The organism is Variovorax sp. AC103 (assembly GCF_979254005.1).
In genome coordinates this window covers 39,313-65,817 of sequence record NZ_CEEDFC010000006.1, presented here as the reverse complement: position 1 = coordinate 65,817, position 26,505 = coordinate 39,313, and the positions used below count along the sequence as shown (strand labels likewise).

The 26,505-nt window shown below is 69.0% G+C and carries 24 protein-coding genes; 6 read left to right on the top strand and 18 right to left on the bottom strand.

Features of this window, described 5'->3' with window-relative positions:
* Positions 1–10: 10 nt before the first annotated feature.
* Positions 11–1,066 (bottom strand): purine-nucleoside phosphorylase, encoded by a 1,056-nt coding sequence (locus tag AC0IYU_RS10775; protein ID WP_472116303.1) that lies wholly within the window; start codon positions 1,064–1,066, stop codon positions 11–13.
* Between the two features lie 146 nt (positions 1,067–1,212).
* On the opposite strand from AC0IYU_RS10775, the gene AC0IYU_RS10770 reads away from it, so the two are divergent.
* The gene (locus AC0IYU_RS10770; protein ID WP_472116300.1) at positions 1,213–2,466 is read left to right on the top strand and encodes a DNA topoisomerase IB; all 1,254 of its coding nucleotides are present in this window, start codon (positions 1,213–1,215) and stop codon (positions 2,464–2,466) included.
* On the opposite strand, the gene AC0IYU_RS10765 is transcribed toward AC0IYU_RS10770, so the two are convergent.
* The 5 genes from AC0IYU_RS10765 to AC0IYU_RS10745 form a co-directional block, all read right to left on the bottom strand.
* The gene (locus AC0IYU_RS10765; protein ID WP_472116297.1) at positions 2,409–3,089 is read right to left on the bottom strand and encodes a hypothetical protein; all 681 of its coding nucleotides are present in this window, start codon (positions 3,087–3,089) and stop codon (positions 2,409–2,411) included. The genes AC0IYU_RS10770 and AC0IYU_RS10765 overlap by 58 nt on opposite strands.
* A 170-nt stretch (positions 3,090–3,259) precedes the next feature.
* Positions 3,260–3,439 carry a DUF3606 domain-containing protein gene (locus AC0IYU_RS10760; protein ID WP_435435151.1) on the bottom strand — a complete coding sequence of 60 codons (180 nt, stop codon included), beginning with the start codon at positions 3,437–3,439 and terminating at the stop codon, positions 3,260–3,262.
* 114 nt (positions 3,440–3,553) lie between these two features.
* Entirely contained in the window at positions 3,554–5,050 is a 1,497-nt protein-coding gene (locus tag AC0IYU_RS10755) for a class I adenylate-forming enzyme family protein (protein ID WP_472116294.1), read from the bottom strand.
* A 3-nt stretch (positions 5,051–5,053) separates the two neighbouring features.
* Complete coding sequence (locus tag AC0IYU_RS10750) at positions 5,054–6,049, bottom strand: Bug family tripartite tricarboxylate transporter substrate binding protein (protein ID WP_472116291.1); 996 nt, start codon at positions 6,047–6,049, stop codon at positions 5,054–5,056.
* A 42-nt stretch (positions 6,050–6,091) separates the two neighbouring features.
* Positions 6,092–8,419 carry an acyl-CoA dehydrogenase gene (locus tag AC0IYU_RS10745; protein ID WP_472116288.1) on the bottom strand — a complete coding sequence of 776 codons (2,328 nt, stop codon included), beginning with the start codon at positions 8,417–8,419 and terminating at the stop codon, positions 6,092–6,094.
* Positions 8,420–8,558: 139 nt separating this feature from the next.
* Here AC0IYU_RS10745 and AC0IYU_RS10740 point away from each other — a divergent pair, with 139 nt between their 5' ends.
* From AC0IYU_RS10740 to AC0IYU_RS10730, 3 genes are read left to right on the top strand one after another with little or no spacing between them, the layout of a single operon-like run.
* Positions 8,559–9,341 carry a citryl-CoA lyase gene (locus AC0IYU_RS10740; RefSeq protein WP_472116285.1) on the top strand — a complete coding sequence of 261 codons (783 nt, stop codon included), beginning with the start codon at positions 8,559–8,561 and terminating at the stop codon, positions 9,339–9,341.
* 27 nt (positions 9,342–9,368) lie between these two features.
* The gene (locus tag AC0IYU_RS10735) at positions 9,369–10,532 is read left to right on the top strand and encodes an acyl-CoA dehydrogenase family protein (protein WP_472116282.1); all 1,164 of its coding nucleotides are present in this window, start codon (positions 9,369–9,371) and stop codon (positions 10,530–10,532) included.
* 14 nt (positions 10,533–10,546) lie between these two features.
* Positions 10,547–11,908, top strand: coding sequence for an MmgE/PrpD family protein (locus tag AC0IYU_RS10730; RefSeq protein WP_472116279.1), 1,362 nt, complete (start codon positions 10,547–10,549; stop codon positions 11,906–11,908).
* Here the strand turns inward: AC0IYU_RS10730 and AC0IYU_RS10725 are convergent.
* The 10 genes from AC0IYU_RS10725 to yaaA form a co-directional block, all read right to left on the bottom strand.
* Positions 11,877–12,623, bottom strand: a complete 747-nt coding sequence (locus AC0IYU_RS10725) for an arylmalonate decarboxylase (RefSeq protein WP_472116276.1) — start codon at positions 12,621–12,623, stop codon at positions 11,877–11,879. The genes AC0IYU_RS10730 and AC0IYU_RS10725 overlap by 32 nt on opposite strands.
* A 101-nt stretch (positions 12,624–12,724) precedes the next feature.
* Positions 12,725–13,738 carry a Bug family tripartite tricarboxylate transporter substrate binding protein gene (locus AC0IYU_RS10720; RefSeq protein WP_472116273.1) on the bottom strand — a complete coding sequence of 338 codons (1,014 nt, stop codon included), beginning with the start codon at positions 13,736–13,738 and terminating at the stop codon, positions 12,725–12,727.
* A 104-nt stretch (positions 13,739–13,842) separates the two neighbouring features.
* Entirely contained in the window at positions 13,843–14,997 is a 1,155-nt protein-coding gene (locus tag AC0IYU_RS10715; RefSeq protein WP_472116270.1) for a mandelate racemase/muconate lactonizing enzyme family protein, read from the bottom strand.
* A gap of 100 nt (positions 14,998–15,097) precedes the next feature.
* On the bottom strand, positions 15,098–15,985 hold the full coding sequence (locus AC0IYU_RS10710) for a LysR family transcriptional regulator (protein ID WP_472116267.1): 888 nt from the start codon (positions 15,983–15,985) through the stop codon (positions 15,098–15,100).
* A 13-nt stretch (positions 15,986–15,998) separates the two neighbouring features.
* The gene (locus AC0IYU_RS10705; protein ID WP_435435140.1) at positions 15,999–16,889 is read right to left on the bottom strand and encodes a LysR family transcriptional regulator; all 891 of its coding nucleotides are present in this window, start codon (positions 16,887–16,889) and stop codon (positions 15,999–16,001) included.
* A 101-nt stretch (positions 16,890–16,990) separates the two neighbouring features.
* On the bottom strand, positions 16,991–17,896 hold the full coding sequence (locus tag AC0IYU_RS10700) for an SDR family NAD(P)-dependent oxidoreductase (RefSeq protein ID WP_472116264.1): 906 nt from the start codon (positions 17,894–17,896) through the stop codon (positions 16,991–16,993).
* A gap of 122 nt (positions 17,897–18,018) precedes the next feature.
* The gene (gene queF, locus AC0IYU_RS10695) at positions 18,019–18,909 is read right to left on the bottom strand and encodes an NADPH-dependent 7-cyano-7-deazaguanine reductase QueF (protein WP_472116262.1); all 891 of its coding nucleotides are present in this window, start codon (positions 18,907–18,909) and stop codon (positions 18,019–18,021) included.
* The gene (locus AC0IYU_RS10690; RefSeq protein ID WP_472116259.1) at positions 18,906–19,808 is read right to left on the bottom strand and encodes an alpha/beta fold hydrolase; all 903 of its coding nucleotides are present in this window, start codon (positions 19,806–19,808) and stop codon (positions 18,906–18,908) included. The genes queF and AC0IYU_RS10690 overlap by 4 nt, the downstream gene beginning before the upstream one ends.
* A 20-nt stretch (positions 19,809–19,828) precedes the next feature.
* The gene (locus tag AC0IYU_RS10685; RefSeq protein ID WP_435482945.1) at positions 19,829–20,671 is read right to left on the bottom strand and encodes a 2OG-Fe(II) oxygenase; all 843 of its coding nucleotides are present in this window, start codon (positions 20,669–20,671) and stop codon (positions 19,829–19,831) included.
* Positions 20,672–20,824: 153 nt separating this feature from the next.
* Entirely contained in the window at positions 20,825–21,610 is a 786-nt protein-coding gene (gene yaaA, locus AC0IYU_RS10680; RefSeq protein ID WP_472116257.1) for a peroxide stress protein YaaA, read from the bottom strand.
* 106 nt (positions 21,611–21,716) lie between these two features.
* On the opposite strand from yaaA, the gene AC0IYU_RS10675 reads away from it, so the two are divergent.
* Entirely contained in the window at positions 21,717–24,596 is a 2,880-nt protein-coding gene (locus AC0IYU_RS10675; RefSeq protein ID WP_472116254.1) for a valine--tRNA ligase, read from the top strand.
* A gap of 102 nt (positions 24,597–24,698) precedes the next feature.
* Entirely contained in the window at positions 24,699–25,589 is an 891-nt protein-coding gene (gene galU / locus AC0IYU_RS10670; protein WP_472116251.1) for a UTP--glucose-1-phosphate uridylyltransferase GalU, read from the top strand.
* Between the two features lie 69 nt (positions 25,590–25,658).
* Here the strand turns inward: galU and AC0IYU_RS10665 are convergent, their stop codons facing one another.
* Together AC0IYU_RS10665 and AC0IYU_RS10660 are read right to left on the bottom strand one after the other, a co-directional pair.
* A complete protein-coding gene (locus AC0IYU_RS10665; RefSeq protein ID WP_472116248.1) occupies positions 25,659–25,892 on the bottom strand; it encodes a sulfurtransferase TusA family protein in 234 nt (77 codons plus the stop codon).
* The gene (locus tag AC0IYU_RS10660) at positions 25,882–26,457 is read right to left on the bottom strand and encodes an NUDIX domain-containing protein (protein WP_472116245.1); all 576 of its coding nucleotides are present in this window, start codon (positions 26,455–26,457) and stop codon (positions 25,882–25,884) included. Before AC0IYU_RS10660 ends, AC0IYU_RS10665 begins: the two co-directional genes overlap by 11 nt.
* Between the last annotated feature and the right edge of the window lie 48 nt (positions 26,458–26,505).

Sequence of the window (26,505 nt, the reverse complement as noted above, 5' to 3'; positions counted from 1 at the left end):
GCGGTGGTGTTCAGGGCTTCGGCACGCCCACCGACCACGTCGGCCAGTTCGCGACGATGTGGTCCACCACGCGGCTGCCCACCAGCTCGATGTTTTCCACCGTCTCCGCAAAGCCGCCCGCCGTCTCGCCCGGCGCCGGGTCCAGGTGCTGCAGCGTGGTTTCCTTCGGGCTGCCCTGGTCGAAGTTGACCGCGCCGCGCAGGCTCATCACCCGGTCGGTGCCGTGGGTGCGCTTGATGACGAGGGTGATGGCGGCGGCTTCCATCTCGGTGATGACGTAGTCGTCCGCGCCGTAGAGCTTCGCGATGTACTGCGCCTGCTTCGACATGCCCGGGCCGTGGAAGAAGGTGTCGCCGGTCATGTGCGTGCCGGTGCCCACGAAGGGCGCGCGGCGGGCGGCCGCGTCGGGGTAGCGCAGGCGGTACTTGCGGGCCGACTCGGAGTCCTTGAGCGGCGTGTCGCCCGAGAGCTTCATGGCCCAGCTCACCAGGTCGGGGTTGAGCCGGAAGCGGCGGTAGTCCTCGTAGCCCTTGCGCGGCATGAAGGTCGGCTCGCCGGCCTTGTTCTCCTCGGGCGCCCAGCGGTGGCCCAGGTCGTAGTCGACCAGCCAGGTCGCCCAGCTCACCTCGCCGATGGTGCCGCGCGAAGGCGGCGTGCCGGCCACGCCCGAAATCACGTAGTAGGCCTGCGAGAAATCGAGCTGCGGGTTCAGCAGGATGGCCTGCATCGACGACGAGGAATTGACCTTGCCCATGCCCAGCACCGCGCCGCACACGCCGTCGGCGTTGCAGTACACCGGCTGCAGCGCGCCCGGCACGGCCAGGGGCCTGGCGCCCCTCCAGTAGCGCTCGTACCAGTGCTGGAACTCGCCGGCGCGGTCGCCCGTGTTCTGGCCGATCTCGAACATGGCGGCGACGAAGACCTTGACCTTCACGGGTGCGGCCGGCGCCGGCGCCGATGCTGCCGGGGTGGATGTGGATGTGGCCGCGCACGCGGTGAGAAGCAGTGCCGCGGCGGGCACTGCCAGCCAGCGGGCGGTGAAGACGCAAGACGCGAGGGAAGTCATTCGGGTGGTCGATCGAAAGAAAAGAAAAGGGAATGCGACGGCAAAAGCAACAAGCGCGCCCAGCGCACGGCCGGCTCTTGCGGCGTCCTACAGGCGGCCATTGTCGGCGCTGGCACAAGCGGGTTGTCGCTTCACCATCTCACCCCATGCCGGCCACCACCGCTTCTTCCGCCCCCGCTGCCAAGCCCCCGTCGAAGCCCACGCCCATCGCCAACGGGCTGGTCTACGTGAACCCCGACATGCCGGGCATCCAGCGCCTGAAACACGGCGAGCGCTTTCGCTACCGGGACGCCAAGGGCCGATGGCTGCGCGATGTCGACGAGATCTCGCGCATCCGCATGCTGGCCATTCCGCCGGCCTACACCCAGGTGTGGATCTGCCCGCTGCCCAATGGCCACCTGCAGGCCACAGGCATCGACGCGCGCGGGCGCAAGCAGTACCGCTACCACGCTGACTGGCGCTCGATGAAGGACGAGAGCAAGTTCGAGCGCCTCGAGGCCTTCGCCCTGGCGCTGCCTCGCATCCGCGCCCGCGTGGCGCGCGACCTGCAATTGCCCCGGGGCAGCAAGACGCCCGGGCGCAGCCAGGTGCTGGCCGCGGTGGTGCGCCTGCTCGACACCACCCTGCTGCGCGTAGGCAACGAGGAATATGCGAGCACCAACGGCTCCTACGGCCTGACCACGCTGCGCAACCGCCATGCGGCGGTGCAGGGCCAGGCGCTGCGGCTGCGCTTTCGGGGCAAGAGCGGCGTGATGCACGACGCCAGGCTGGACGACCCGCGCGTGGCCAAGGTGGTGCGCCAGTGCCAGCAACTGCCCGGGCAGACGCTGTTCCAGTACGCGGACGACGACGGCGTGCCGCACAGCGTGTCGTCCACCGACGTGAACGACTACCTGGCCGAGGCTGCGCGCGGGGAACGCTTCACGGCCAAGGACTTCCGCACCTGGCACGGTACCGTGCAGGCGCTGGAACTCACCCGGCTGGCTTGCGAGCCCGGCCGCGCCGCCGCGGATGGCACCCGCTACACGGCAAAGGACATCCTGGCGGCCGTGGCCAAGCAGCTGGGCAACACGCCCGCTGTCTGCAAGAAGGCCTATGTGCACCCTGCGGTGCTGGCGCTGGGCAGCGCGCTGTCGGACGGCGACGAGGCCACGAGCGCGCTGTTCGAGAAGATCGGGGGCAGCAGCAAGGCCCGCACCTCACGCGGGCTGCATGCGGCGGAGCGCCGGATGCTGGCCTTCCTCAACGTGCAACGCCAAGGCCAGGCGCGCGAGCGGCGTGCCACCCGGGTGGCCGTGCCCTCGCGCAAGGGCGCGGCGAAGCCGGCCAGCAACAGCAAGGCTCAGTTGCCGGTGGCCAGGACCAGGCGCACGCTGTCCGCCTCCAGCGTCACGGCATAGCCCAGGTCTTCGGCCAGGCTCTGCAGCGCGACCGCGTCGATGGCCAGCGCGCGCGGCGCACGGTGTGCTTCGAACACCGCATGCGTGGCACCCGGCTCGCGTGGCACGGCCGTGAGGCGCAGCGCATTGGCGCCGTCCGCCACGACGCGAATGGCGCCGGCGTCGTCCACGCTGTCGTGCAGGAAGCCCAGCGAACCCAGGAACAGGTAGCGCAAGGCGGCGGCGGCGGGCCAGCGCTGTTCGCCCTCTTGCGGCGCGAGCGCGTCGTCGGTCTCGAGCGACACGCCGTGCAGGTCGAAGGCGGCGCGCATCAGCGTCACGCATTGCGCCACCAGCGCGCTGCGGCTGATGCCGTCGTCGGTCGTGGCCAGTTCCCAGTCGCGCAGGGAGCGGATGGCCTCGACCAGTTCGCTCACCTGGTTGTCGATCAGCGCCACGCGTTCCTCGCAGGCCTTGGGGTCGATGGCGGGCGCGGCGACCTGGCGCTTGAGCATCAGCAGCGCCATGCGGATCACCGAAACGGGCGCCGCCATGTCGTGGCGCAGGGCGGGCAAGGCCCGGGTCAAGAGTTCGTGGCGCACGCCGGCGGCGATCCAGCTGCGCGCGCTGGGAGAAGCTTTCATCGCGCGGCGGCCACGGGTGCAGGGTTGAACGGCACGGTCACGGTGTACTTCCTGAAACGAGAGGGGAAATACGAGTATCGTGCCCACCCCTGGCAACGGGTGTAGGAGCGTGCCTACGATGACCGCCCGGGCACCTCGGCGGGCGCCGCACGGCGCGGCCGGGGCCCGGTTCAGGGCTTGCCGAGGTAGGTGCGCACGTCCTTCACCTCGACGCCGGCGGCGGCGATCGCCGAGCGCAGTTGCGCTTCGGTCACGCCCAGGGTCTGGGTCCAGTAGCGCACTTCGTGCAGTTCGTTCACGTTGATGCGGGCGGCGTCCTGCGGTCCGCGCTTGCTCAGGTCATCGGCCATGGTGGGTGTCCTTTGTAGAAGACCCCACGATGGCGCGCATGGCGGCACCGGGCTGGAGGACGCCGGCGCGCCTGCGTGCAGGAGAACGCCCGAAGACCCGAAGGGGCCTCCCCCTCAAGGCAGGCGGCAGCGTTCCTGCAGCGCGCGCTTGAGCAGCTTGCCGTTGGCCGTGGTGGGCATCGCGTCGATCACCTCGATGCGCGCCGGCCGCTTGTAGGGCGAGAGGTGCTCGACCAGATGGGCACGCAACGCCGCCTCGTCGAGCAACGCGCCGGGCTTGAGCTCGACGAAGGCCACGATCTGCTCGTTGCCGTCGGCCTCGGGCACGCCCACCACCGCGCACAGGTGCACGCCGTCGAAGCGCCCGATCACCGCCTCGATCTCGGCCGGGTACACGTTGAAACCCGAGCGGATGATCATTTCCTTCAGCCGCCCGACCACGAACAGTGCGCCGTCGCTGTCGAAGCGGCCCAGGTCGCCGGTGGCATACCAGCCGCCGGGGCGCATCACCTGCGCAGTGGCCGCCGCGTCGCGGAAGTAGCCCAGCATCAGGCCCGGCCCGCGCAGCCAGATCTCGCCGGTGTCGCCCGGCGCCACATCGTGGCCGTCGACGGACACGATGCGGGCCTCGCCGCCCGCCACCGCGTAGCCCGCCGATGTGTCCGCGCGCGGCGCCTCGGTGCGCGTGAGGAACACCGAGCCCGCGTACTCCGACAGGCCGTAGCCGTAGTGCAGCGGCTGGCCGAACAAGGCCTCCACCCGCTGCTTGAGGGCCAGGTCGAGCGGCGCGGAGCCGGTGTACACGTAGCGCAGCTGCGGAAAACGCGGCGCGGCGCCCTCGGCCTCGATGTGCGCGAGGAGGCGCGCATACATCGTCGGCGGGCCGAGCAGGTTCGACACCTGTTCGTGCGCCAGCGCCTGCAGCATGTCGGCCGGCGAGAAGCTGCCGCGCAGCACCAGCGACGCACCGCCCGTGAGCGCGGCCATCAGCACGGTGCCGATGCCGAAGATGTGCGTCATCGGCAGGAAGGCATAGGCCCGGTCGCGCTCGCCCAGCGCGCGCACCTGCGCCGACACGCGCCCGAAATGCAGCAGGCCGCCGTGCGACACCATCACGCCCTTGGGCGTGCCCGAGGTGCCGGAGGTGAAGATGATCGCGGCGGTGTCGGCGAGTGCGGCGTCGGGCTCGGTGCGCGCCTGGGCACGCACGGCCGAGCGCATCACGCCCGGCAACGCGGCGGGTTGTGCACCGGCGCGTTGCGCATGCTTTTGGGCAGCCTCCGACGCGGCGACGGTGAAACAGCACAGCCGCGCATCGGCCCGATCGACGATGGCCGAAATCTCCCCCGGCGACATGCGCGCATTCACGCCGCACGACCACGCCCCCACGCGGCTGCAGGCCATGATCAGCGCGATGTGGGCGGCGCAGTTCTCCGCCACCAGCACCACGCGGTCGGTCGGCCGCACGCCGGCGTCCCGCAGGTCTTGCGCGGCCGCGTCGACCATCGCCTGCAAGGCCGCATAGGTCGTCGTGCCGCCTGGCTCGAAGAGAAAGACCGTGTCGGGCGTGCGTGCCGCGCGCGCCTCCAGCAGGGGATGAATGCGCTGCATCGCTTACTCGGCCTCGATGCCCTTGGACGCCGTGGCCCAGAGCCTGCGGTCCGACTGCCCCTTGGTCGCCAGCACCTCGGCCGCGCCCGACCACACGTCGTAGCCCTGCTCGCGCAGCCGGTTCGCGATGTCTTCGCGTGCCAGCATCTTCTGCGCGGCGGCGTTGATGCGCGCGGCCAGCGCCGGGTCCATGCGCGCGGGGCCGTACAGGCCGAACCAGCCGCCCACGTCGTAGCCCGGCACGCCCGACTCGACCATGGTCGGCACGTCGGGCAGCATGCGGTTGCGCTGGCGCGAGGTCACGGCCAGCGCGCGCACCTTGCCCGACTGGATGAAGGGCTTGGAGGTGGCGATGATGTCGAACATCATGGTCACGGTGCCGCCCATCACGTCGGCCAGGGCCGGCGCGCTGCCCTTGTAGGGCACATGGGTCATCTGCACGCCGGTCATCTTCTCCAGCAGCGCGCCGCTCAGGTGGTTGGACGCACCCACGCCCGCCGAGCCGTAGAACACCTTGCCGGGGCGCGCCTTCGCATAGGCCAGCAGCTCGGCCACGTTGCGCACCGGCACGTCGTTGTTGACGACGAGCACGTTGGTGTAGTCCACCAGGGGCGCGAGGGGCGTGAGGTCCTTCATCGGGTCGAAGGCCATCCTGCGCTGCACGTTCGGGTTGATGGTGATGGTCGGGCTGGCGCCGAAGAACAGCATCGCGCCGTCCGGCGCGGCCTTGGCCACGGCGTCGCCGCCCAGCGAGCCGCTCGCGCCGGGCCGGTTGTCCACGATCACCTGCGTGCCCAGCTCCTGGCTCAGCGCGGGGGCCAGCAGGCGGGCCGCACCGTCCACCGGCCCGCCGGCGGAGTAGCCCACCACCAGCTTGATGAGAGACGGCAGAGGGGGCAAGGGTTGCTGCGCGAACACGCCGGCAGGCAGTGCAGCGAGTGCCGCGCCGCCTGCCATCGCGGCCATGAGGTGGCGGCGCGAGAAGTGAGTCGATGTCATGAGCGTTGTCTCCTGTTATGAATTCTTCGGCGGCCGCATCGCTCAGGCCGGCAGGTCCAGAACCTGCCTGGCGAGGATGTTGCGCTGGATCTCGTTGGTGCCGCCGTAGATCATTGCGGCCGTGGACCCGATGAGCGGCGAGAGCACGTTGAAGGTCTGCCCGTCGAGCAACTGGTCGCCGGCCACGGCGCCCTGCTCCTCGCCCGCCTCGACCAGCAGCGCGCCGATGCGGTGAAAGGTCTCGCTGGCCCAGATCTTCAGCAGCGACACCGACGCGGGCAGCGGCTTGCCCGCGCGCACGATGTTCGCGAAGCCGGTGTAGGCGGCCGACAGGTCGAGCACGTCGAGCCGCAGCGCCGCGAAGCGCTGCGCGAACACCGGGTCGGCGAACAGGCGCCTCGCCTGCGCCAGCCGCGCCAGCTGGCCCAGCGCGTACTGCGACTGCTTGGGGCTGCCTAGAAAGATGCGCTCGAAGCCCAGCAGCGCCTTGGCAATCGTCCAGCCGCCATGCAGCTTGCCCACGAGGTTCTCCGCCGGCACGCGCACGTTGTCGAAGAACACCTCGCAGAACTCGGGCTTGCCCGCGAGCGTGTGGATCGGGCGGATGGTGACGCCCGGCGTGCGCAGGTCGCACAGCAGGAAACTGATGCCCTCCTGCTTGCGTGCGTCCTTGTCGGTGCGCACCAGCATGAAGATGTGGTCGGCGTCCTGCGCGAGCGTGGTCCAGATCTTCTGGCCGTTGACGACGAAGTGCTCGCCCTGCGCGTCGCGCGCGGGCAGCGCCTCGGTGCGCAGGCCCGCGAGGTCGGAGCCGGCGTTGGGCTCCGAGTAGCCCTGGCACCAGATGTTCTCGCCGCTCAGGATGCGCGGCAGAAAGCGCTGTTGCTGCTCGGGCGTGCCGTGCTGGATGAGCAGCGGCCCGATCATCACGATGCCCTGGTCGGGCGCACGCGCCACGCCGTGCTGCTCCAGCTCTTCGATCCAGGCGATGAGCTTGTCCGCCGGCAGTCCCATGCCGCCGTGCGCCTGCGGCCAGGCGGGGGCGATCCAGCCTTGCGCCGACAGCGCGAGGTACCAGTCGCGCATCTCGCTCCAGCGCGCGCGGTGCGACAGGTAGCGCAGCGCCTGCGGGTAGCGCTGCTGCAGAAAGGCGCGCACCATGCGGCGGAAATCGGCCTCTGGCATCGCGGACCAGTCGGCGGTGCGCGGGAACTCGCCGGTCCAGGTGGCGGCGCCTGTGGCCGCCTCGGCCTCGCCGGCCAGCACCGCATGCCGGCGCTGGTGCGCGCTGGCGTTGCCCAGCCATGCCGACAGGCACAGCACACGTTTGTAGAACAGGCTCAGGTCGCACTCCTGCGTGTAGCCGATGGCGCCATGCAGTTGCACGCAAGCGCGCGACGCCTGCAGCGCGGCGGACGTGCAGCGCGCGTTCACGCGGCTGGCCTCGGCCTCGAGCCGCTCCGGTGCGAGCCCCTTGCCCGCCAGCGCCAGCACCTCGTTCAGCGTGGCCTGCGCCACTTCGAGGTGAATGAACATGTCGACGCAGCGGTGCTGCAGCGCCTGGAAGCTGCCGATGGGCTTGCCGAACTGCGAGCGCGTGCGCAGGTAGGCCAGCGTTTGCGCAAGCATGGCCTGCCCTGCGCCCAGCAGCTCGGCCGATTGCAGGATCTGCCCGGCCGCGAGCGCATGGCGCAGCGCGTCCTGCGCGGCCGGGCCTTCGGCCAGCACCGCACCGGGGGGCAGTGCCACCTGCTCGAAGCGCAGGTTGGAGGCCTGGCCGCCGTCGACCAGCGGCACCGGGGTTTCCGTCACGCCCTCGGTGCCGCGCGGCACCCACAGCAGCACCGCGTCGTCGTTGCCGCGCGCCGACACCAGCCAGCCGCTCGCGGCCGCGCCGGGCAGCACCATGAGCTTTTCGCCCTGCAGCAGCACGCCGCCGGCGTGGCCCCCGCGCGCTTCGCAACCACAGGCCAGCGGCACCGCGCTCAGGTCCCCGGCACTCTCCTGCCAGGCCAGCGCGGGCAGGCTGCGGCCGGCGACAAGCTCCACCAGCAGGCTGCGGGCCGGCGGTGTGTCCAGACGTGCCAGCAGCAGCGCGCTGAGACCGGCCACGGCCAGCAGCGGCTCGGGCGCCACGTGCTCGCCCGCGGCGCGCAAGACTTCCGCGGCGCCGTCGAGACCCAGCGCCAGGCCGCCGGCGGATTCGGGCGCCAGCATGCCGGGCCAGCCGAGCTCGGCGACGTGGCGCCAGCCTTCGGCCTCGTCGGCATGCGGCTGTTCCGTGCGGCTGCGCCGCCGGGCGATGGCGCGGCTGCGCACGAAGTAGTCCAGGGCGGCTTCGCGCACTGCCGCGAGTGATTCGGAGTCCATGTGTGGAGTTGCCTCGTTGCGTTGCAAAGACGAACCGCAGCGTGCCCCAAGACCCCTGCGGCGGGCATTTGCATTTGCCGAAGGGAGGGTTTCGCAATCAGAGAACCTCCTCGCGCGCTGGAGGACTAGATTCGTTGCCATGACGAAAATCAAGAAATCCCTGCACACCGAGCTGGGCCACAGCACGCCGGACAAGATCACCGTGCGCGGGCGCGACCTGCCCTCCGAGATCCTCGGCCACCTGAACCTGGGCGACATGGCCTTCCTGGAGCTGACCGGGCGCATCCCGACGCCGCAGGAGTCGGTGACCTTCAACGCCATCGTCGTCACGCTGGTGGAGCACGGCATCACACCCAGCGCACTGGCCGCGCGGCTCACCTATGCGGGCGCCCCCGAGGCGCTGCAGGCCGCGGTGGCAGCCGGCCTGTGCGGCCTGGGCACGGTGTTCGTCGGCAGCACCGAAGGCGCGGCCCGGATGCTCTACGAGGCGATTCCCTTCGGCGAGAAGCCCACGCGCCCGCTGGCCGACATGGCGCGGGACATCGTGGCCGACCACCGCGCGCGCAAGCAGATCGTGCCGGGCCTGGGCCATCCGCTGCACAAGCCGATCGACCCGCGCACGCCGCGGCTGTTCCAGATTGCGGCGGAGAACGGCCTCTCCAGCCACTACGTCGCGCTGCTGCAGGCGGTGCAGGAAGAGGCCGAGCGCGTGTCGGGCAAATCGCTGCCGATCAACGCGACCGGTGCCATCGGCGCGATTGCGGCGGAGTTCGGCTTTCCGTGGAAGATCATTCGCGGCTTCGGCGTGATGGCGCGCGCCATCGGCCTGGTGGGCCACATCCTCGAGGAGATCGACGACCCGATGGCCATCGAGATCTGGCAACGCGTGGAGAAGGAAGCCGGCGGCGCACGCCCCGACTGACAAGCCACGACTGACGAGCAACGACCGATGAACAACGCCAACGACAAGAACTACCCCGACATCCGCGACGCCGTGCGCGACCTGTGCGCGCAGTTTCCCGACGCCTACTTCCGCAAGATCGACGAGGCGCGCGGCTACCCCGCCGAGTTCGTCGACGCGCTGACCAAGGCCGGCTGGATGGCCGCGCTGATCCCGCAGGAATACGGTGGCTCGGGCCTGGGCCTGACCGAGGCCTCGGTCATCATGGAAGAGATCAACCGCTGCGGCGGCAACTCCGGCGCCTGCCACGGCCAGATGTACAACATGGGCACGCTGCTGCGCCACGGCAGCGAGGCGCAGAAGCGCGACTACCTGCCGCGCATCGCGAGCGGCGAGCTGCGCCTGCAGTCGATGGGCGTGACCGAGCCCACCACCGGCACCGACACCACCAGGATCAAGACCACGGCGGTGAAGAAGGGCGACCGCTACGTCATCAACGGGCAGAAGGTGTGGATCTCGCGCATCCAGCATTCGGACCTGATGATCCTGCTGGCGCGCACCACGCCGCTGGCCGACGTGAAGAAGAAGTCCGAAGGCATGTCGATCTTCATCGTCGACCTGCGCGAGGCCATCGGCCATGGCATGACCGTGCGGCCCATCCTGAACATGGTGAACCACGAGACCAACGAGCTGTTCTTCGAGAACCTGGAAATTCCGGCGGAGAACCTCATCGGCGAGGAAGGCCAGGGCTTCAAGTACATCCTCGACGGGCTGAACGCCGAGCGCACGCTGATTGCGGCCGAGTGCATCGGCGACGGCTACTGGTTCATCGACCGCGTGACGGCCTACACCAAGGAGCGCGTGGTGTTCGGCCGGCCCATCGGCCAGAACCAGGGCGTGCAGTTTCCGATTGCCGAGGCGTTCATCGAGATCGAGGCGGCCAACCTGATGCGCTACGAGGCGTGCCGCCTGTTCGACGCGCACCAGCCCTGCGGCGCGCAGGCCAACATGGCGAAGTACCTGGCGGCCAAGGCGAGCTGGGAGGCGGCCAATGCCTGCCTGCAGTTCCACGGCGGCTTCGGCTTTGCGTGCGAATACGACATCGAGCGCAAGTTCCGCGAGACGCGGCTGTACCAGGTGGCGCCGATCTCGACCAACCTGATCCTGAGCTACGTGGCAGAGCACATGCTCGGCCTGCCCCGGTCGTTCTGAAGGACGCCATTGCCATGAACCCTGTCGATCATCCGAGCAAGGTGCTCGCCACCTTCGCGGCCGAACTGCAGTTCGCCGACATTCCCGCGCCCGTGCTGCGCCGCACCGAAGACCTGATGCTCGACTGGCTGGGCTCGGTGCTCGCGGCCCGCACGGCGCGGCCCATCCGCAGCATCGAGCGCTTCGCGCAGCTGATGCGCCCGGCCGAGGGCCCCAGCGAAATACTGACCTCGCGCCGCACCAGCTCACCGCTGTTCGCGGCGATGGTCAATGCCGCGGCGTCGCACTTCGTGGAGCAGGACGACGTGCACAACGGCTCGGTGTTCCACCCCGCCGCAGTCGTCATAGCGCCCGCGCTCGCGGTGGCGCAGAGCATTGGCGCGAGCGGCGCGCAATTGCTGACGGCGGTGGTCGCGGGCTACGAGGTCGGCATTCGCGTGGGTGAATTCCTAGGCCGCTCGCATTACAAGACCTTTCACACGACGGCGACGGCGGGCACGCTCGCGGCCGCCGCTGCAGTGGGTCGCCTGCTCGATCTCACGCCACAGCAGATGCTGCACGCCTTCGGTTCGGCCGGCACGCAGTCGGCCGGCGTGTGGGAGTTCCTGCGCGACGCGGCGGATTCCAAGCAGCTGCACTGCGCGCATGCGGCAACCAGCGGCCTGATGTCGGCCTACCTGGCGCAGGACGGCTTCACCGGCGCGGCAAAGATCCTCGAAGGCGCGCAGGGCCTGGGCGTGGGCATGTCGAGCGATGCAGACCCCGCGAAGCTCACCGACGGGCTCGGCACGCGCTGGACGCTGGCCGAAACCTCGTTCAAGTACCACGCCTCCTGCCGCCACACGCACCCCGCCGCCGACGCGCTGCTGCAGGTGATGACGCAGCACGCGCTGCAGCCCGCCGACGTGTCGCGCGTGACCACGCACGTGCACCAGGGCGCCATCGACGTGCTGGGCCGCGTGACGGTGCCGACGACGGTGCACCAGGGCAAGTTCTCGATGGGCACGGTGCTGGGCCTGATCGCGGTGCACGGCCGCGCGGGCCTGGGCGAGTTCGACCGCGACTTCCTCGCGCCCGAGGTCTCGGCCTTCCGCGACAAGGTGGCGATGCAACTCGACGACGAGGTCGACAACGCCTACCCCGCGCGCTGGATCGGCAAGGTCAGCGTGCACACCGCCGACGGGCGCACGCTGCAGGGCCGGGTCGACGAGCCCAAGGGCGACCCGGGCAACAGCCTGAGCCGCGCGGAGATCGAGGACAAGATGCAGCGCCTTGCGCACTACGGCGAAGGCGCCACGCCCGGCGAGGCGAAGGCGCTGTGCGAGCGCGTGTGGCAGCTGGAAGCTACGCCGCGCGTAGGCCGCTGGCTGGCCTGAACGGACTCCAGGCGAACAGCCGGCCCTGCCCGGGGGACCGCGCATCGAGCCCCGCGGTGCCCGCCAGATCCCAGAAGCCGGCGGGCGAACTGGACACCACGGGCACTTGCAGTTGCGCCTCGACTTCGCGCACCGCATCGAGGGTGACGAGTCCGCCGCACGAAATGAGGATGCCTTCGGCGCCGGGCTGCGCCTCGAACACCTTCACGCACAGGTCGACCAGCACCTGCGTGGGCACCTGGCCGACGGCCTGCACATCGGAGATCGAAAGCCCTTCCAGCGCCAGCGGCTCGAAGTCGCTCTGTTCGAGGTACTTGCGCAGGTGCACGTTGACCTCGTCGATGTACGCCGTGGCGACCGCCACGCGCCGCACGTTCAAGTGCCGCAGCGCGCGGACGATGGCGTTGCTCATGGTGGTGCAGGGCAGCCCGGTGGCGCGCGCCATTTCGAGTTCGAGCTGCCGGTTGAACGCCACGCCGCGAAAGAAGCTCAGCGATGTCCCCATGAGCGAAACCGCGCTCACGCCCTCGTTCTTGAGCGCGACGGCCTTCTCGACCACGGTGTCGATCACGTCGAGGTAGCCGCGCGTCGATATTTCTCCAAGGCCCAGGCCCAGCGCGCTGAAGCGGATGCGATTGCCGTAGAGCAGCGGGCCGTCCACGGGCACTGCGCCGGCTGCTGGAGGAACGATCAGGCCCAGGTGAGGGGTTGCCATGTCAATGTCTCCGGTTTGTGTTGTGCGTGCTGTCGTTCGGGGCGAGTGCACAGGCCATCGGGTCCTCCCGCCGGCGTGAGCGTCACCGCGAACGGCAGCCTTCAGTTCCCTTCAACCACGATGTGCTGATCCGAGATGATCTTTTTCCATCGCACGGTCTCCGCCGCCATGTCCTTCCCAAGCTGAGCCGGCGTGGCGTAGGCCCGCAAGGTGCCCAGCGTGGCCGCGGCGGTGCCTGCCTCCGGCGCCTCGAGCACCGACTTCACGGCGGCCGAGAGCCTGTCGACCACATCGTTCGGCGTGCCGGCCGGCGCCAGCACGAAGATGCGCGGCGCCACGTCGAAACCGGGCAGCGCATCGGCCAGCGGCGCAACGCCTTCCACGCCTTCCAGCGGGGCCGTGTTCATCAACGCGAGCGCGCGCAGCTTGCCCGCCTTGGCCTGCGCCATGCCGGCCGTGGCGCTCACCACGCCGATGGGAATCTGCCCGCCGATCACGTCCGGCACGATCTGCGCGGCGCCGCGGTACGGCACGTGCACCACCGTGCTGCCGGTGGCCTGCTTGAGCATCTCGAAACCCAGGTGCTGCACCGTGCCCACGCCCGAGGTCGCGTACGAGTAGCGCGACGGATGCGCCTTGATCTCCTTCACCAGCTCGTCCGGCGTCTTCGCTGGAAAGTCGTTGCCCGTGACGATCATCAGCGGGGAGATGAACGCGCCCGCCACCGGCTTGAAGCTGGTGAGCGGATCGATGCCGATCTTCGGCTGCAGCAGCTTGGCGATGAGCAAGGCGCTGTCGCCCATCATCAGCGTGTAGCCGTCGGGCGGCGCCTTGGCGACGACCTCGGCCGCAATGAGGCCGGTGGCGCCGGTGCGGTTTTCCACCAGCACCTGCTGGCCCAGCGCGGCCGACAGGCGCACGCCCAGCAGGCGCGCCACCGCATCGACGCCGCCGCCGGCCGAATAGCCGACCACCAGGCGAATGGGCTTGTCGGGGTACTTCTGGGCCCAGGCCATGGGCGTGGCGAGCAGGGCGACGGTGGTGGCCAAGGCCAGTGCCGTCGCTGTGCGAAGGGCCTGCCGGCGCGGCGGCCGGATCGCTTGTCTGTCTTTCATCTTGTCTCCGTGGGGTTCGGGTGTCGCCGGCCGTCTGCGCGGCCTGGTCGTGAAGGAAAGCGGTGAACGATCTCGCCGAGCAGGGAACAATCTCGCCGCCCGGCTCAGGCCTTGCCCTTGCCGTGCGAGGTCGGCAGTTTCGCCAGTTCGCGCACGCGCTCTGCGTTGGGTGTGAAGCCCAGGCCCGGCGTCTCGGGCAGCGTGAGCCAGCCCTGGTCGGGCACCGGCAGGCCGTCGAAGATCTGCTTGAGCATCTGCACCGCCACGTAGTGGTACTCGACCAGCCCGCCGTTCGACACGCCCGCGTGCAGGTGCATGTTGTGGAAGGGCCAGGCGCCGCCGTTGTCGATGGGCACGTTGAAGGCCTGCGCCATGCCGGCGATCTTCAGGCACTGCGAATAGCCGCCCGAGATGGTCACGTTGGGCTGCAGCACGTCCGCCGCCTGGTTCACCAGCAGGTCGCGAAAGCGGTAGGCCAGGCCCTCGTTCTGGCCGCAGGCCAGCGGAATGCGGGTGCGCGCGCGCAACTGGGCCATCTGGCGCACGTCGTTCTGCGTGAGCGGCTCCTCGAAGAAGGCGATGCCGTAGGGCTCGATGCGCTGCGCGAGTTCGGTGGCGTGGAACAGGTCGAGTCCGCAGTTGGCGTCGACGTAGAGCTTCACGTCGGGGCCCACGGCCTCGCGCACGGCGGCCACGCGGCGCACGTCTTCTGCAATGACTTCGTCGAGCGGGCGCGGTTCGTCGCGGCGCGCGAGCGCGTGGTTGCCCACCGTCATCTTCAGGCGCTGGAAGCCCTGCGACACCCACAGCCTGGCGGCCGCGGCCAGCTGGTCGCGTTCGAAGAAGCCGAAACCGAAGGTGGCGTACACCGGCACCTTGGCGCGCGCGCCGCCCAGCAGGCGCCACAGCGGCTGGCCGAGCGCCTTGGCCTTCAGGTCCCACAGGGCGATGTCGAGCGCGGCGATGGTGTGGCTCGCATAGCCGGTCTGGCCGCGCGGCGAGAGCAGCCAGTAGAGCTTGTCCCAGAGGCGCTCGGTGGCCATCGGGTCTTCGCCGATCAGCGCGGGGCCGGCCACCTCGCGCACCGCGGCGGCAATGATTTCTTCCTCGGTGATCGCGGTCATGCCGTGGCCGACGAGGCCGGTGTCGGTCTCGATCTCGGTCAGGCACAGCGACAGCGAGGTCTGCTTGTTCAGGCCGAGCACGTCGATGGTGACGGGAATGTTCAGCGGCGTGGCGCTGACGCGAACGATCTTCAAGGCGGTCTCCTTCGGTTTGCACGCATCTTTGCGCGCGGGCCGCGGGAGAACAATTCGTTTTTGGCGAGTTCGAGCCTTCGCGCGGCGCGAAGGCTCACGCTCAGTCGGGCCGGCCCAGGTGCTCCAGCACCGAGCGCGCGGCCACGGTCAGCTCCTGCTGCCTGCGCACGCACAGCAGGTGGCGGCGCAGCGCCCAGGGCGCGTCGAGCTTCAGGCAGCGCAGCTTCAGGATCTGCAGCTGCGGCAGGATGGCCGCATAGGGCAGCACGCCGATGCCGATGCCCTGCTCCACCATGCGGCACACCATGTCGAAGCTGCCCACCTGCATGCGCACCTTGAGCGGCACCTGGGCCTCCAGCGCGGCGGCCAGCAGCACGCGGTGCAGCGCGGTGCCTTCGCGCACCACGATATGGTCGTAGCCCAGCACTTCTTCCACGCCGATGCGCTTGCGCCGGGCCAGCGGATGGTCGCGCGCAATGACCACGGCCAGCTCGTCGGTGCGGTACGGCAGGCATTCGAGGCCGTCGGCCTGGGTGTGGCCCTCGATCACGCCGATGTCGGCCAGGCCCGCCTGCACGGCCTTCACCACCTCGGTGCTGGCACGCTCCTGCAGGTCGATCTTCAGCACCGGGTGCAGGCGCAGGAAGGAGCCGATCTGCGCGGGCAGGAACTGCGCGATGGTCGAGGCATTGGCCGTGATGCTGACCACGCCCGCCACGCCGTGCTGGAAATCGTCGAACTCGGCGCCCAGCCGGTCCATGGCCGAGAGCACGGCGCGCGCATGCAGCAGCAGGCCGTGCCCCGCCGAGGTGAGCGTGACGCCGCGCGCATGGCGCACCAGCAGCGGCAGCCGCGCACGGGCCTCGAGGTCGGAGATGCGCTTGCTGGCAGCCGCCAGCGCGATGTGGCAGCGCTTGGCGCCCTCGCTGATGCTGCCGTGGTCGGCCACGGTGACGAACAGGCGCAGCGACTTCAGGTCGGTGGACATGGCGGGCGCGCCTTCAGGGCGCGACCAGGTGGTCGAACAGCTCGCGCGCGGAAGCCGGCAGCTGCTCGCGGTTGCGCGCGATCAGCTTCAGCTCGCGCTCGGCCCAGGGGTCGCTGAGCGACACCGTGGCGATGCGCATCGCCATCGACAGCCGCTGCGCCGAAGATGCCGGCAGCACGCCGACGCCCACGCCCGCCTCGATCATCAGGCAGATGGCCTCGAAGCTGCTGACCTGGATGCGCGGGTTGAAGCCCCGGCCCGCCAGCTCGGCGCGGCGCTGCAGGAAGCGGTGGATGGCGCTGCCGTGGTGCAGGCCCACGTGCTGCTCGTCGAGCGTGTCGGCGAAGGCCACGGCGCTCGCACCCGCCAGGTGGTGCGTGGTGGGCACCACCAGCACCAGCTGGTTGCTGCCGAAGGCGCGCGCGTCGAAGTCGCCGGTGTGCACATCGCCGGCCAGGATGCCGATGTCGGCCTCGCCGTCGGCCACGGCGCGCACGATTTCCTCGCTCAGGTATTCGCGCAGGTCGACCTGCACGGCCGGGTGCTGTGTGAGAAAGCCCGCGAGTTTCTGCGGCAGGTACTCGGTGATGGAGGTGGTGTTGGCGAACACGCGCACATGGCCCTTGATGCCCTTGCCGAAGTCCTGCATGTCGCAGCGCAGGTGCTCCATCTGCTGCATCACGCGCTTGGCGTGGTACAGCACCGCCTGCCCCGCGGCAGTGAGGCTCACGCCCTGGGCGCTGCGGTGCAGCAGCTTGCCGCCCACGGCTTCTTCCATCTGCTTGATGCGGGTGGAGGCGGCGGCCAGCGAGATGCAGGCCTTCTCGGCGCCGCGCGTGAGGCTGCGCGCGTCCGCCACGTAGACGAACAGTTTCAGGTCGAACAGGTCGAAATGCAGGTTCACCGGGTGCGGGTACGAGGAAGGAAGGGAACGTGCATTGTCCGGCGAACGCGGCGGCGCGCGGCCATCTCCGCGCGCGTCACCGGGTTAGTCCCCGGATGCCTTCACACCGGGTCCCAGCTGAACACGTCGGCCGAGCGGTCCAGCGGGAAGAAGCCGGCGCGCATCGCGGGCATGGCGTGCTCGGCAATGCTCTGCGGCGTCCACCCTTCGGACCGATGAATGGAGCGCACCGGGCGCGGCTGGCTGATGAGCGAGATCTCGTTGTTGCGCACCGAGAAGATCTGCCCGTTGACCGCGCTCGCCGCATCGCTCGCCAGGTACACTGCGAGCGGCGCCACCTTGGCCGGCGTCATCTGCTTGATCTTGTCCACGCGCACGCGCTGCTCCTCGGTGTCCGTGGGAATGGCGCCGATCATGCGGCTCCACGCGAACGGTGCGATGCAGTTGGAGCGCACGTTGAACTTGAGCATGTCCAGCGCGATCGACTTCGACAGCGCCACGATGCCCAGCTTGGCCGCCGAATAGTTGGCCTGGCCGAAGTTGCCGATGAGGCCCGAGGTCGAGGTCATGTGCACCATCGCGCCCGCGTTCTGTTCCTTGAAATGCGTGGCGGCCGCCCGGCTCACGTAATAGGCGCCGTACAGGTGCACCTTGAGCACGGCATCCCACTCGTCCATCGACATCTTGTGGAAGAAACGGTCGCGCAGGATGCCCGCGTTGTTGACCACCACGTCGATGCGGCCGAAGCTCTGCACGGCACATTCGACGATGCGCGCGGCGCTGATGGCGTCGGCCACGCTGTCGGTGCTGGGCACGGCCTGGCCGCCTGCGGCGCGGATCTCGTCGACCACCTGCTGCGCGGGGCCTGCACTGCCGCCTTCGCCGTCGAGCGCGGCGCCGATGTCGTTGACCACCACCTTCGCGCCGTGGGCCGTCATGGCCAGTGCGATGTCGCGCCCGATGCCGCCGCCAGCGCCTGTGACGACGACAACTTTGTCTTCAACCATTTTTGTCTCTGCTCCGGAAGTTCGGCCGCGGGTTTCGCGGCTGAATTTCAGAATGCCACAGGCAGGGCGGATGCGGGTTTGGGGTTTCCGAAGAGGGGCTTCGGTGGCGGCCTGCTTTTTTCCTATTGCCGCGCGGTGCGGATGTTCGCCGGCAGCGCCTGCGGCCAGCTTGTGCGGAACGGGTTGATGTCCAGCCCGCCACGCCGCGTGTAGCGCGCGTACACCGCGAGCTTGACCGGCTTGCAGTGCTTCCAGATGTCCGTGAACATGCGCTCGGCGCAGGGCTCATGGAACTCGTTGTGGTTGCGAAAGCTCACGATGTACGCCAGCAGCCCGGCCTGGTCGATGGGCGGTCCGCTGTAGCGGATCTGCACGCTGCCCCAGTCGGGCTGGCCGGTGACCAGGCAGTTGCTCTTGAGCAGGCGGCTGGTGAGGGTTTCGTTCACGTGCACCTGCGTGGTGTCGCTCGCGAGCAGCTCGGGCGCGGGCTGGTAGTGGGTGCACTCGATGTCCAGGCGGTCGAGGTCCAGGCCGTCGAGTTCGTGCACCGGCTCGCGGTCGAACATGTCGGGCGCCAGCAGCGTCACGCCGATGCCGCCCGAACGGTCGCTGCCGCGCCACGCGGCCTCGGCCAGGTCGGTGCGCAGGTGCTCGCGCACCGCGTCCACGCTCGCGAACTGGCTGTTGTTGAAGCTGTTGAGGTAGAGCTTGAAGCTCTTGCTTTCGATGATGTTGGGCGTCTCGCACGGGATGGTGAAGTGCGCGATGGCCAGCTGCGGCTTGCCGCGCAGGTTGAGCCAGCTCACTTCGAAGGCGGTCCAGAGGTCGGCGCCGAAGAAGGGCAAGGCGCCGGACTGGATGCCCATGGCCTCGCGCTGCGTGGCGCGCGCGATGGGGAACAGCAGCGTGGGGTCGTAGCGGTCGGCGTAGGCCGAGGCGCGGCCGAGCTGCGATTGCTCGGGGGTGTTCCCGTTGTTCGGGTTGTGCGGGTCAAGCGGGGTGTCGTGGCTCATGGGGCTTTGTCCTTGGCGTCCGCCGCATGGGCGAACGCGGCGATGTGGTTGGCGAGGATGGTGCACACCTCGGGAGGCAGGTCGTGGCCCATGCCGGGAACGGCGACGAACTGCGCGCCCGGAATGCGCCTTGCGGTGTCTTCGCCGCAGGCGATGGGCACGAGCGCGTCGGCGTCGCCGTGCAGCACCAGCGTGGGCGACTGGATGCGAGGCAGCACCTGCGGGCGCTCGGCGTCCGCGCCGATGGCCAGCATCTGGCGCATCAGGCCGGCCGGGTGGTAGGCGCGGCGCATGCTGAAGGTCAGGCGCTCGGCCAGCTCTTGGTCGGTCTGCGGATAGGCCGGGCTCTGGATGAGCCGCAGCAGCCTGATGCTGTGCGCGACCAGCTCGGGCTCGCTGCGGCCCAGCGGGCGGCGCATGAGCATCGTCGTCACTTCGCGGCGCGGGCCGGGCAGGCCGCGCGCACCGCTGGAACTCATGATGCTCACGAGGCTGGCCGTGCGCTGCGGCGCGGTGGCGGCCAGGCGCTGGGCGATCATGCCGCCCATCGAGGCGCCGACGATGTGGGCCCTGGCGATGCCCAGCGCGTCGAGCACGCCGAGCGAATCGAGCGTCATGTCCTGCAGCGTGTAGGCCGAGCGCACCTTCAGGCCGAGGCGATGGCGGATGGTCTGCCACACCACGTTGCCGGTGCCGGCGTGGTCGAAGCCCTGGCTCAGGCCGATGTCGCGGTTGTCGTGGCGCACCACGCGAAAGCCCGCGTCCACCAGCTGCTGCACGAAGCCCGTGGGCCAGGCCACCAGCTGCATGCCCAGCCCCATGATGAGCAGGATGACGGGGCGCCCCTCGCCGCCGGTGTCGTCGACTTCGATCTGCAGCCCGTTGGCGGTGACTTTCATCCGGCTCCTGTTTGCTGGGTCTATTTGAATTCGCGCTCGCGCAGCCACTTGGTGGCGACCCACTTCTCGCCCGCCAGCACCGGCGCGCCGCCGTGCAGGGTGCGGGTGACGGGGTCGGGGCGGTCGTAGCTGAAGAACACGCCGGTGCCGCGCACGGGCGCCACTTCGAGGCCCACGTCGGGGAAGGTGGTGGCACCACCGCCCTCGGGCTCCTGCAGGTACATGACGAGCGTGGCGACGCGCTGGCCGCCGCGCTTGAGGATGGTGGGCGTGCCGGGCTCGCCGGGGTCGAAGTAGTCGTAGTGCGGGCGGTACTGCGCGCCGGGGGCATAGCGCAGGATCTGCAGGCCTTCGCCGAATTCGAGCGGCCAGCGCAGCAGCATGGCGATGCGCTGCTCCAGGCGCGCGACGATCTCGTTTTCGCCGCGCTCGAAGAACATGCCTTCGCTGGTGCGGTCCACGTTGAGCACCTCGCCGCCGGTGCGGGTCTCCACCGTGAGCGAGCGCGCCAGGCGCACGCGCGCGGCGGCAATCAGCGCTTCGCACTCCTCGCCCGACAGCAGGTTGCCGAACACCACCACACGGGGATGCCGCAGGGTCTGCAGCACCTGCACGCGGCGGTCGCCGGCGTCCAGGTAGAGCGGCGCGCCGTCGAGGTCGGGGCCGGGCATTTCGGTGCGCACGGGCGCCAGCGCGGCTTCCACGTGCGGGAAACCGGCTTCGAGCTGGGCCAGCGCCGTGTCGGCGGCGGCATCCTGCCAGCCGGCCGCCCGCATCGACACGCGCAGCGCCGACACCGTGTGCCCGGCCGCGAGCTGGGCTACCAGCCATTCGCGCAGTTCCGGACTGATCGCTTGCGACATTTCAGTATTCCTTCCAGCTGAGGCGAGGCCCGCAACGCACGACCTCGCAGCGACCCGTTCCAGAAGCACCGCGGAACCGGCTTTGCCGGGCCGCCGGTGCCGCCCCCTGAAAGGGGGTTGGCGAAGCGACACGAAGTGCGCGAAGACCGGGGGTCAATCCAGCCTCCGCCTGAACACCAGCCTTTCGGCCGTGGACACGCTCGCGTCGAAACCATAACCCTCGAGGTCGAACTTTTCCAGCGCCTTGGGCGTGGCTGCCTTGTGCAGCACGGCCCAGCGGGCCAGCAGGCCGCGCGCGCGCTTGGCGAAGAAGCTGACGATCTTGTACTTGTCGCCCTTCCATTCCTCGAACACGCATTCGACCACACGGGCCTTGAGCACCTTCTTGTCGACCGACTTGAAGTACTCCTGCGAGGCGACGTTGACGATCACCGGCGTGCGGTCGGCCGCCAGGCGCTCGTTCAGGTGCTCTGCGATGCGCGAGCCCCAGAAGGCGTACAGGTCCTTGCCATGGCGGTTGGCCAGCTGGGTGCCCATTTCGAGGCGGTAGGGTTGCAGCAGGTCGAGCGGGCGCAGCAGGCCGTACAGGCCGCTGAGGATGCCGATGTGGTCCTGCGCCCAAGCCAGTTGCGCCGGGTTGAGCGTACGGGCGTCGAGGCCGCCGTAGACGTCGCCGTCGAACGCGAAGGCGGCCTGGCGCGCGTTCTTCGGGGTGCTCTTGCTGGCCCAGGCCTCGTAGCGCGCCACGTTCAGCGCGGAGAGCTTGTCCGACAGGTGCATGAGCTCGGCGATCTGCTGGGGCGACTTCTCGCGCAGCAGCTTGATCAGCTCGACCGAAGGGCCGCGGGCGGACTCGAAATGGGGCTGGGTGGCGGGGATTTCGGAAGGAACCGGGGTGTCGTAGTCGAGCGACTTTGCAGGGGAGAGCAGGAAGAGCATCCCGGAATTATGAGTGGGTGAAGTGACGCCAGGCCACGCCGGTAAAATCGCGGGCAATCCCACCCTGTCACCGACGGCGCCCCGAGGCTGCCGTTCTGCATTCCCCATGAGCGAATCCACCACTCCCCTTGCCCAACCCGGCCTCGACAGCCTGTCGAAATCGTTCGAACCCGCCGCCATCGAGGCGCACTGGGGCCCGGAATGGGAAAAGCGCGGCTATGCCAAGGCGGGCTTTCGCGGCACGCAGCAACCCAAGGACGGCGCCGAGTCGTTCGCCATCCAGCTGCCGCCCCCGAATGTGACGGGCACGCTGCACATGGGCCATGCGTTCAACCAGACGATCATGGACAGCCTCACGCGCTACCACCGCATGAAGGGCGACAACACGCTGTGGCTGCCGGGCACCGACCATGCGGGCATCGCCACGCAGATCGTGGTGGAGCGCCAGCTGCAGGAGCAGAAGGTCAGCCGCCACGACCTGGGCCGGAAGAACTTCGTGGCGCGCGTGTGGGAGTGGAAAGAGAAGTCGGGCAACACCATCACCCAGCAGATGCGCCGCATGGGTGACACGGTGGACTGGAGCCGCGAATACTTCACGATGGACGAAGACCTTTCCGCGGTCGTGACGCAGACCTTCGTGAAGCTCTATGAAGAAGGCCTGATCTACCGCGGCAAGCGCCTGGGCAACTGGGACCCGGTGCTCAAGACCTCCGTGAGCGACCTCGAAGTCGAGAGCGAAGAGGAAGACGGCTCGCTCTGGCACATCGCCTATCCGCTGGAAGACGGCAGCGGCACGCTGACCGTGGCCACCACCCGGCCCGAGACCATGCTCGGCGATACGGCAGTGATGGTCCACCCCGAGGACGAGCGCTACAAGCACCTGATCGGCAAGCACGTGAAGCTGCCGCTGGTGGACAAGCTGATTCCCATCATTGCCGACGACTACGTCGACAAGGAATTCGGCACCGGCGTGGTCAAGGTCACGCCGGCCCATGACTACAACGACTACGCCGTCGGCCAGCGACACAAGCTCGAGATGATCGGCGTGCTGACGCTGGACGCGACCATCAACGACAACGCGCCCGGGAAGTACCGCGGCATGGACCGCTTCGTGGCGCGCAAGGCCATCGTGGCCGACCTCGATGCGCTGGGCCTGCTGGTCGAGGTGAAGAAGCACAAGCTCATGGTGCCGCGCTGCGCGCGCTCGGGCGCCATCGTGGAGCCGATGCTCACCGACCAGTGGTACGTGGCCATGACGCGCCCGGGCGCCGACGGCCAGTCGATCGCGCAGAAGGCCATCGACGTGGTGAAGTCGGGCGAGGTGCGCTTCGTGCCCGAGAACTGGGTCAATACCTACAACCACTGGATGGAGAACATCCAGGACTGGACCATTTCGCGCCAGCTCTGGTGGGGCCACCAGATTCCGGCCTGGTACGACGAGGAAGGCAATGTGTACGTGGCCGAGAACGAGGCCGATGCACAGGCCAAGGCGCCGGGCAGGACGCTGCGGCGCGACGAGGACGTGCTCGACACCTGGTATTCGGCGGCGCTGGTGCCCTTCTCTTCTTTGGGTTGGCCCGAAAAGACGCAAGACCTGGAGCTCTACCTGCCCTCGCAGGTGCTGGTGACGGGCTACGACATCATCTTCTTCTGGGTCGCCCGGATGATCATGATGACCAAGCACTTCACCGGCAAGGTGCCGTTCAAGGACGTGTACATCCACGGCCTGGTGCGCGATGCGCAGGGCAAGAAGATGAGCAAGTCCGAAGGCAACGTGCTCGACCCGGTCGACCTGATCGACGGCATCCAGCTGCCCGAGCTGCTCGACAAGCGCACGCAGGGACTGCGCAAGCCCGAGACGGCGCCCGCGGTGCGCAAGAACACGCAGAAGGAGTTTCCGGACGGCATTCCGGCCTTCGGCGCGGATGCGCTGCGCTTCACCTTCGCATCGCTCGCCTCGCTGGGCCGCAGCATCAACTTCGATTCGAAGCGCTGCGAGGGCTATCGCAACTTCTGCAACAAGCTGTGGAACGCCACGCGCTTCGTGCTGATGAACTGCGAAGGCCAGGACTGCGGCCTGCTGGAGCACACCAAGGAAGACTGCAAGGTCGGCGGCCCGGCCCACGGCTACCTGAAGTTCAGCCGCGCCGACTACTGGATCGTCTCGCAGCTGCAGCGCGTGGAGGCCGAGGTGGCCAAGGGCTTCGAGGAATACCGCCTGGACAACGTGGCCAACGCGATCTACCAGTTCGCCTGGGACGAGTTCTGCGACTGGTACCTGGAAATTGCCAAGGTGCAGATCCAGACCGGCGACGACTCGCAGAAGCGCGCCACGCGCCGCACGCTGATCCGCACGCTCGAGACGCTGCTGCGCCTGGCGCACCCGGTGATTCCGTTCATCACGGAAGCGCTGTGGCAGAAGGTGTCGAAGGTCGCGGGCCGTGACGGCGAGTCGGTCATGGTGGCGGCCTACCCGAAGAGCCAGCCCGAGAAGATTGACGAAGCGGCCGAAGCCCATGTGGCGCGGCTGAAGGCACTGGTGGATGCCTGCCGCACGCTGCGCGGGGAGATGAGCGTGTCGCCGGCGACCCGGCTGCCGCTGTATGCGGTGGCCGACGACGCCGAGGGCGCGGCCTTCCTGCGCGAGTCGGCGCCGGTGCTGCAGGCGCTGGCCAAGCTCAAGGAAGTGAAGGTCTTCGACGACGAAGCCTCGTGGCAGGCAGCCGCCGAAGCGGCGCCCGTGGCGGTGGTGGGCGCAACGCGCCTGTGCCTGCACATGGAGATCGACAAGGCAGCCGAGAAGGTCCGCATCGGCAAGGAAATCGCGCGCATCGAGGGCGAAATCGCCAAGGTGCACGGCAAGCTGGGCAACGAGGCCTTCGTGGCCAAGGCCCCGCCGGCGGTGATCGACCAGGAGCGCAAGCGCCTGGCCGACTTCACCGCCACGCTGGAGCGCCTGCGCGACCAGCTTGTGCGCCTCGGCTGACAGACGTGCGAAATCGCGGGCGTTTAGGATGCTGGTTCGGCAATTGCTTGCCGTTTCAGCACACTGATTTACATCTTCCAACGAACTGAGCCGAACCTGCCCATGCCCACACCATCGACACGTATCCGCAAGGCTGTATTTCCCGTGGCGGGCTTCGGCACCCGCTTTCTGCCCGCCACCAAGGCACAGCCCAAGGAAATGCTGCCGGTGGTCGACAAGCCGCTGATCCAGTACGCGGTGGAAGAGGCCTACGCGGCGGGCATCCGCGACATGATCTTCGTGACCGGCCGCAACAAGCGCGCCATCGAAGACCACTACGACACCGCCTACGAGCTGGAAAGCCAGCTCGAGGCCAGCGGCAAGACCGCCCTGCTGAACATCGCGCGCTCGGTCATGCCCGACGACATGACCTGTTCCTACGTGCGCCAGCCGCGCATGCTGGGCCTGGGTCACGCCGTGCTCTGTGCCGAGCACCTGGTGGGCGACGAGCCCTTCGCCGTGCTGCTGGCGGACGACCTGATGGTCGGCCCCGTGGGCGGCCAACCGGTGCTGGCCCAGATGACCGCCGCCTTCGACCGCCTCGGCGCTTCGCTGCTGGCGGTGCAGGAGGTGCCCCTGGAACACGTGAAGCGCTACGGCATCGTGGCCGGCGACGCCATCGAAGACGGCCTGGTCAAGGTCACCCGCATGGTCGAGAAGCCCAAGCCCGAAGATGCGCCGTCGCGCCTGGGCGTGGCGGGCCGCTACATCCTCACGCCGGGCGTGTTCGCCGAGATCCGCAACCAGCCCAAGGGCGCGGGCGGCGAGATCCAGCTGACCGACGGCATCGCGGCGCTGATGAAGAAGGAATCGGTCTACGCCTATTCGTACAAGGGCGTGCGCTACGACTGCGGCAGCAAGGAAGGCTTCCTGCAGGCCTCCGTCGAGCTGGCGCTGGCGCACCCCGAGGTGGGCGCGGAGTTTCGCGAGTACCTCAAGAGCCTGAAGCTGTAGCCCCGCCGATTGCGCTCGTCGCGCTTGTGAAAAGGGCCGCTGCTGCGGCCCTTCTGCTTTTTGGCCGGGTCAGCGGCGCTTCAAGACGTGGATGAAGTCGCTTCCCACCGTCTCCTGCCCCATCAGCTCGTTGCCCGTCTGGCGCGCAAAAGCCTGGAAGTCGCGGATCGATCCGGGGTCGGTCGACACCACCCTCAGCAGTTGCCCGCTCGTCATCTCGTTGAGCGACTTCTTCGCCTTGAGGATGGGCAGCGGGCAGTTCAGCCCGCGCGTGTCGAGTTCGCGGTCGACTTCAACTGGCATTGCCAGGCTCCGGCGGCAGGGCCAGTCCGCGGCGACGCTCTTCGTTTTCGGCGGCGGTGAAGAACACCGGCTCGTGCCCGCGCGTGCGCAGCCAGTCGGCCAGCGCATAGCCGGTGCCGGCGGGCCAGCACCTCAGGTCGGGCAGGTCGTACAGGCGGTAGTCGACCAGTTCGGGCGAGAGCTTCACCTCGCCGTCGGCCACCACGTGGTACGCGATGATGATCTGGTTCATGCGTTGGAAGTCGTAGGCGCCGACCAGCTTGGTGGCGCTGACGTCGAGGTTGGTTTCTTCCTTCACCTCGCGCGCGATGCCCTCCTCGGGCGTCTCGCCGGCCTCCATGAAGCCGGTGATCAGCGCGAACATCTTGCCCGGCCACGCCGCGTTTCGCGCCAGCAGCACCTGGCCGCGGTATTCGACGATGGCGGCGAGCACGGGCGTGGGGTTGTTCCAGTGCGTGTGACCGCAGTTGGGGCAGCGCAGGCGCTCCTTGGGGCCGCCGTCTTCCATCAACGCGATCCATTCGAGCGGCGTGGCGCAGACCTGGCAGAACTTGGGATGGGGCATGGGGGCTCTCTTCTTTTTTATGGCAGCGCACGCCCAGGGGGCGGGGCA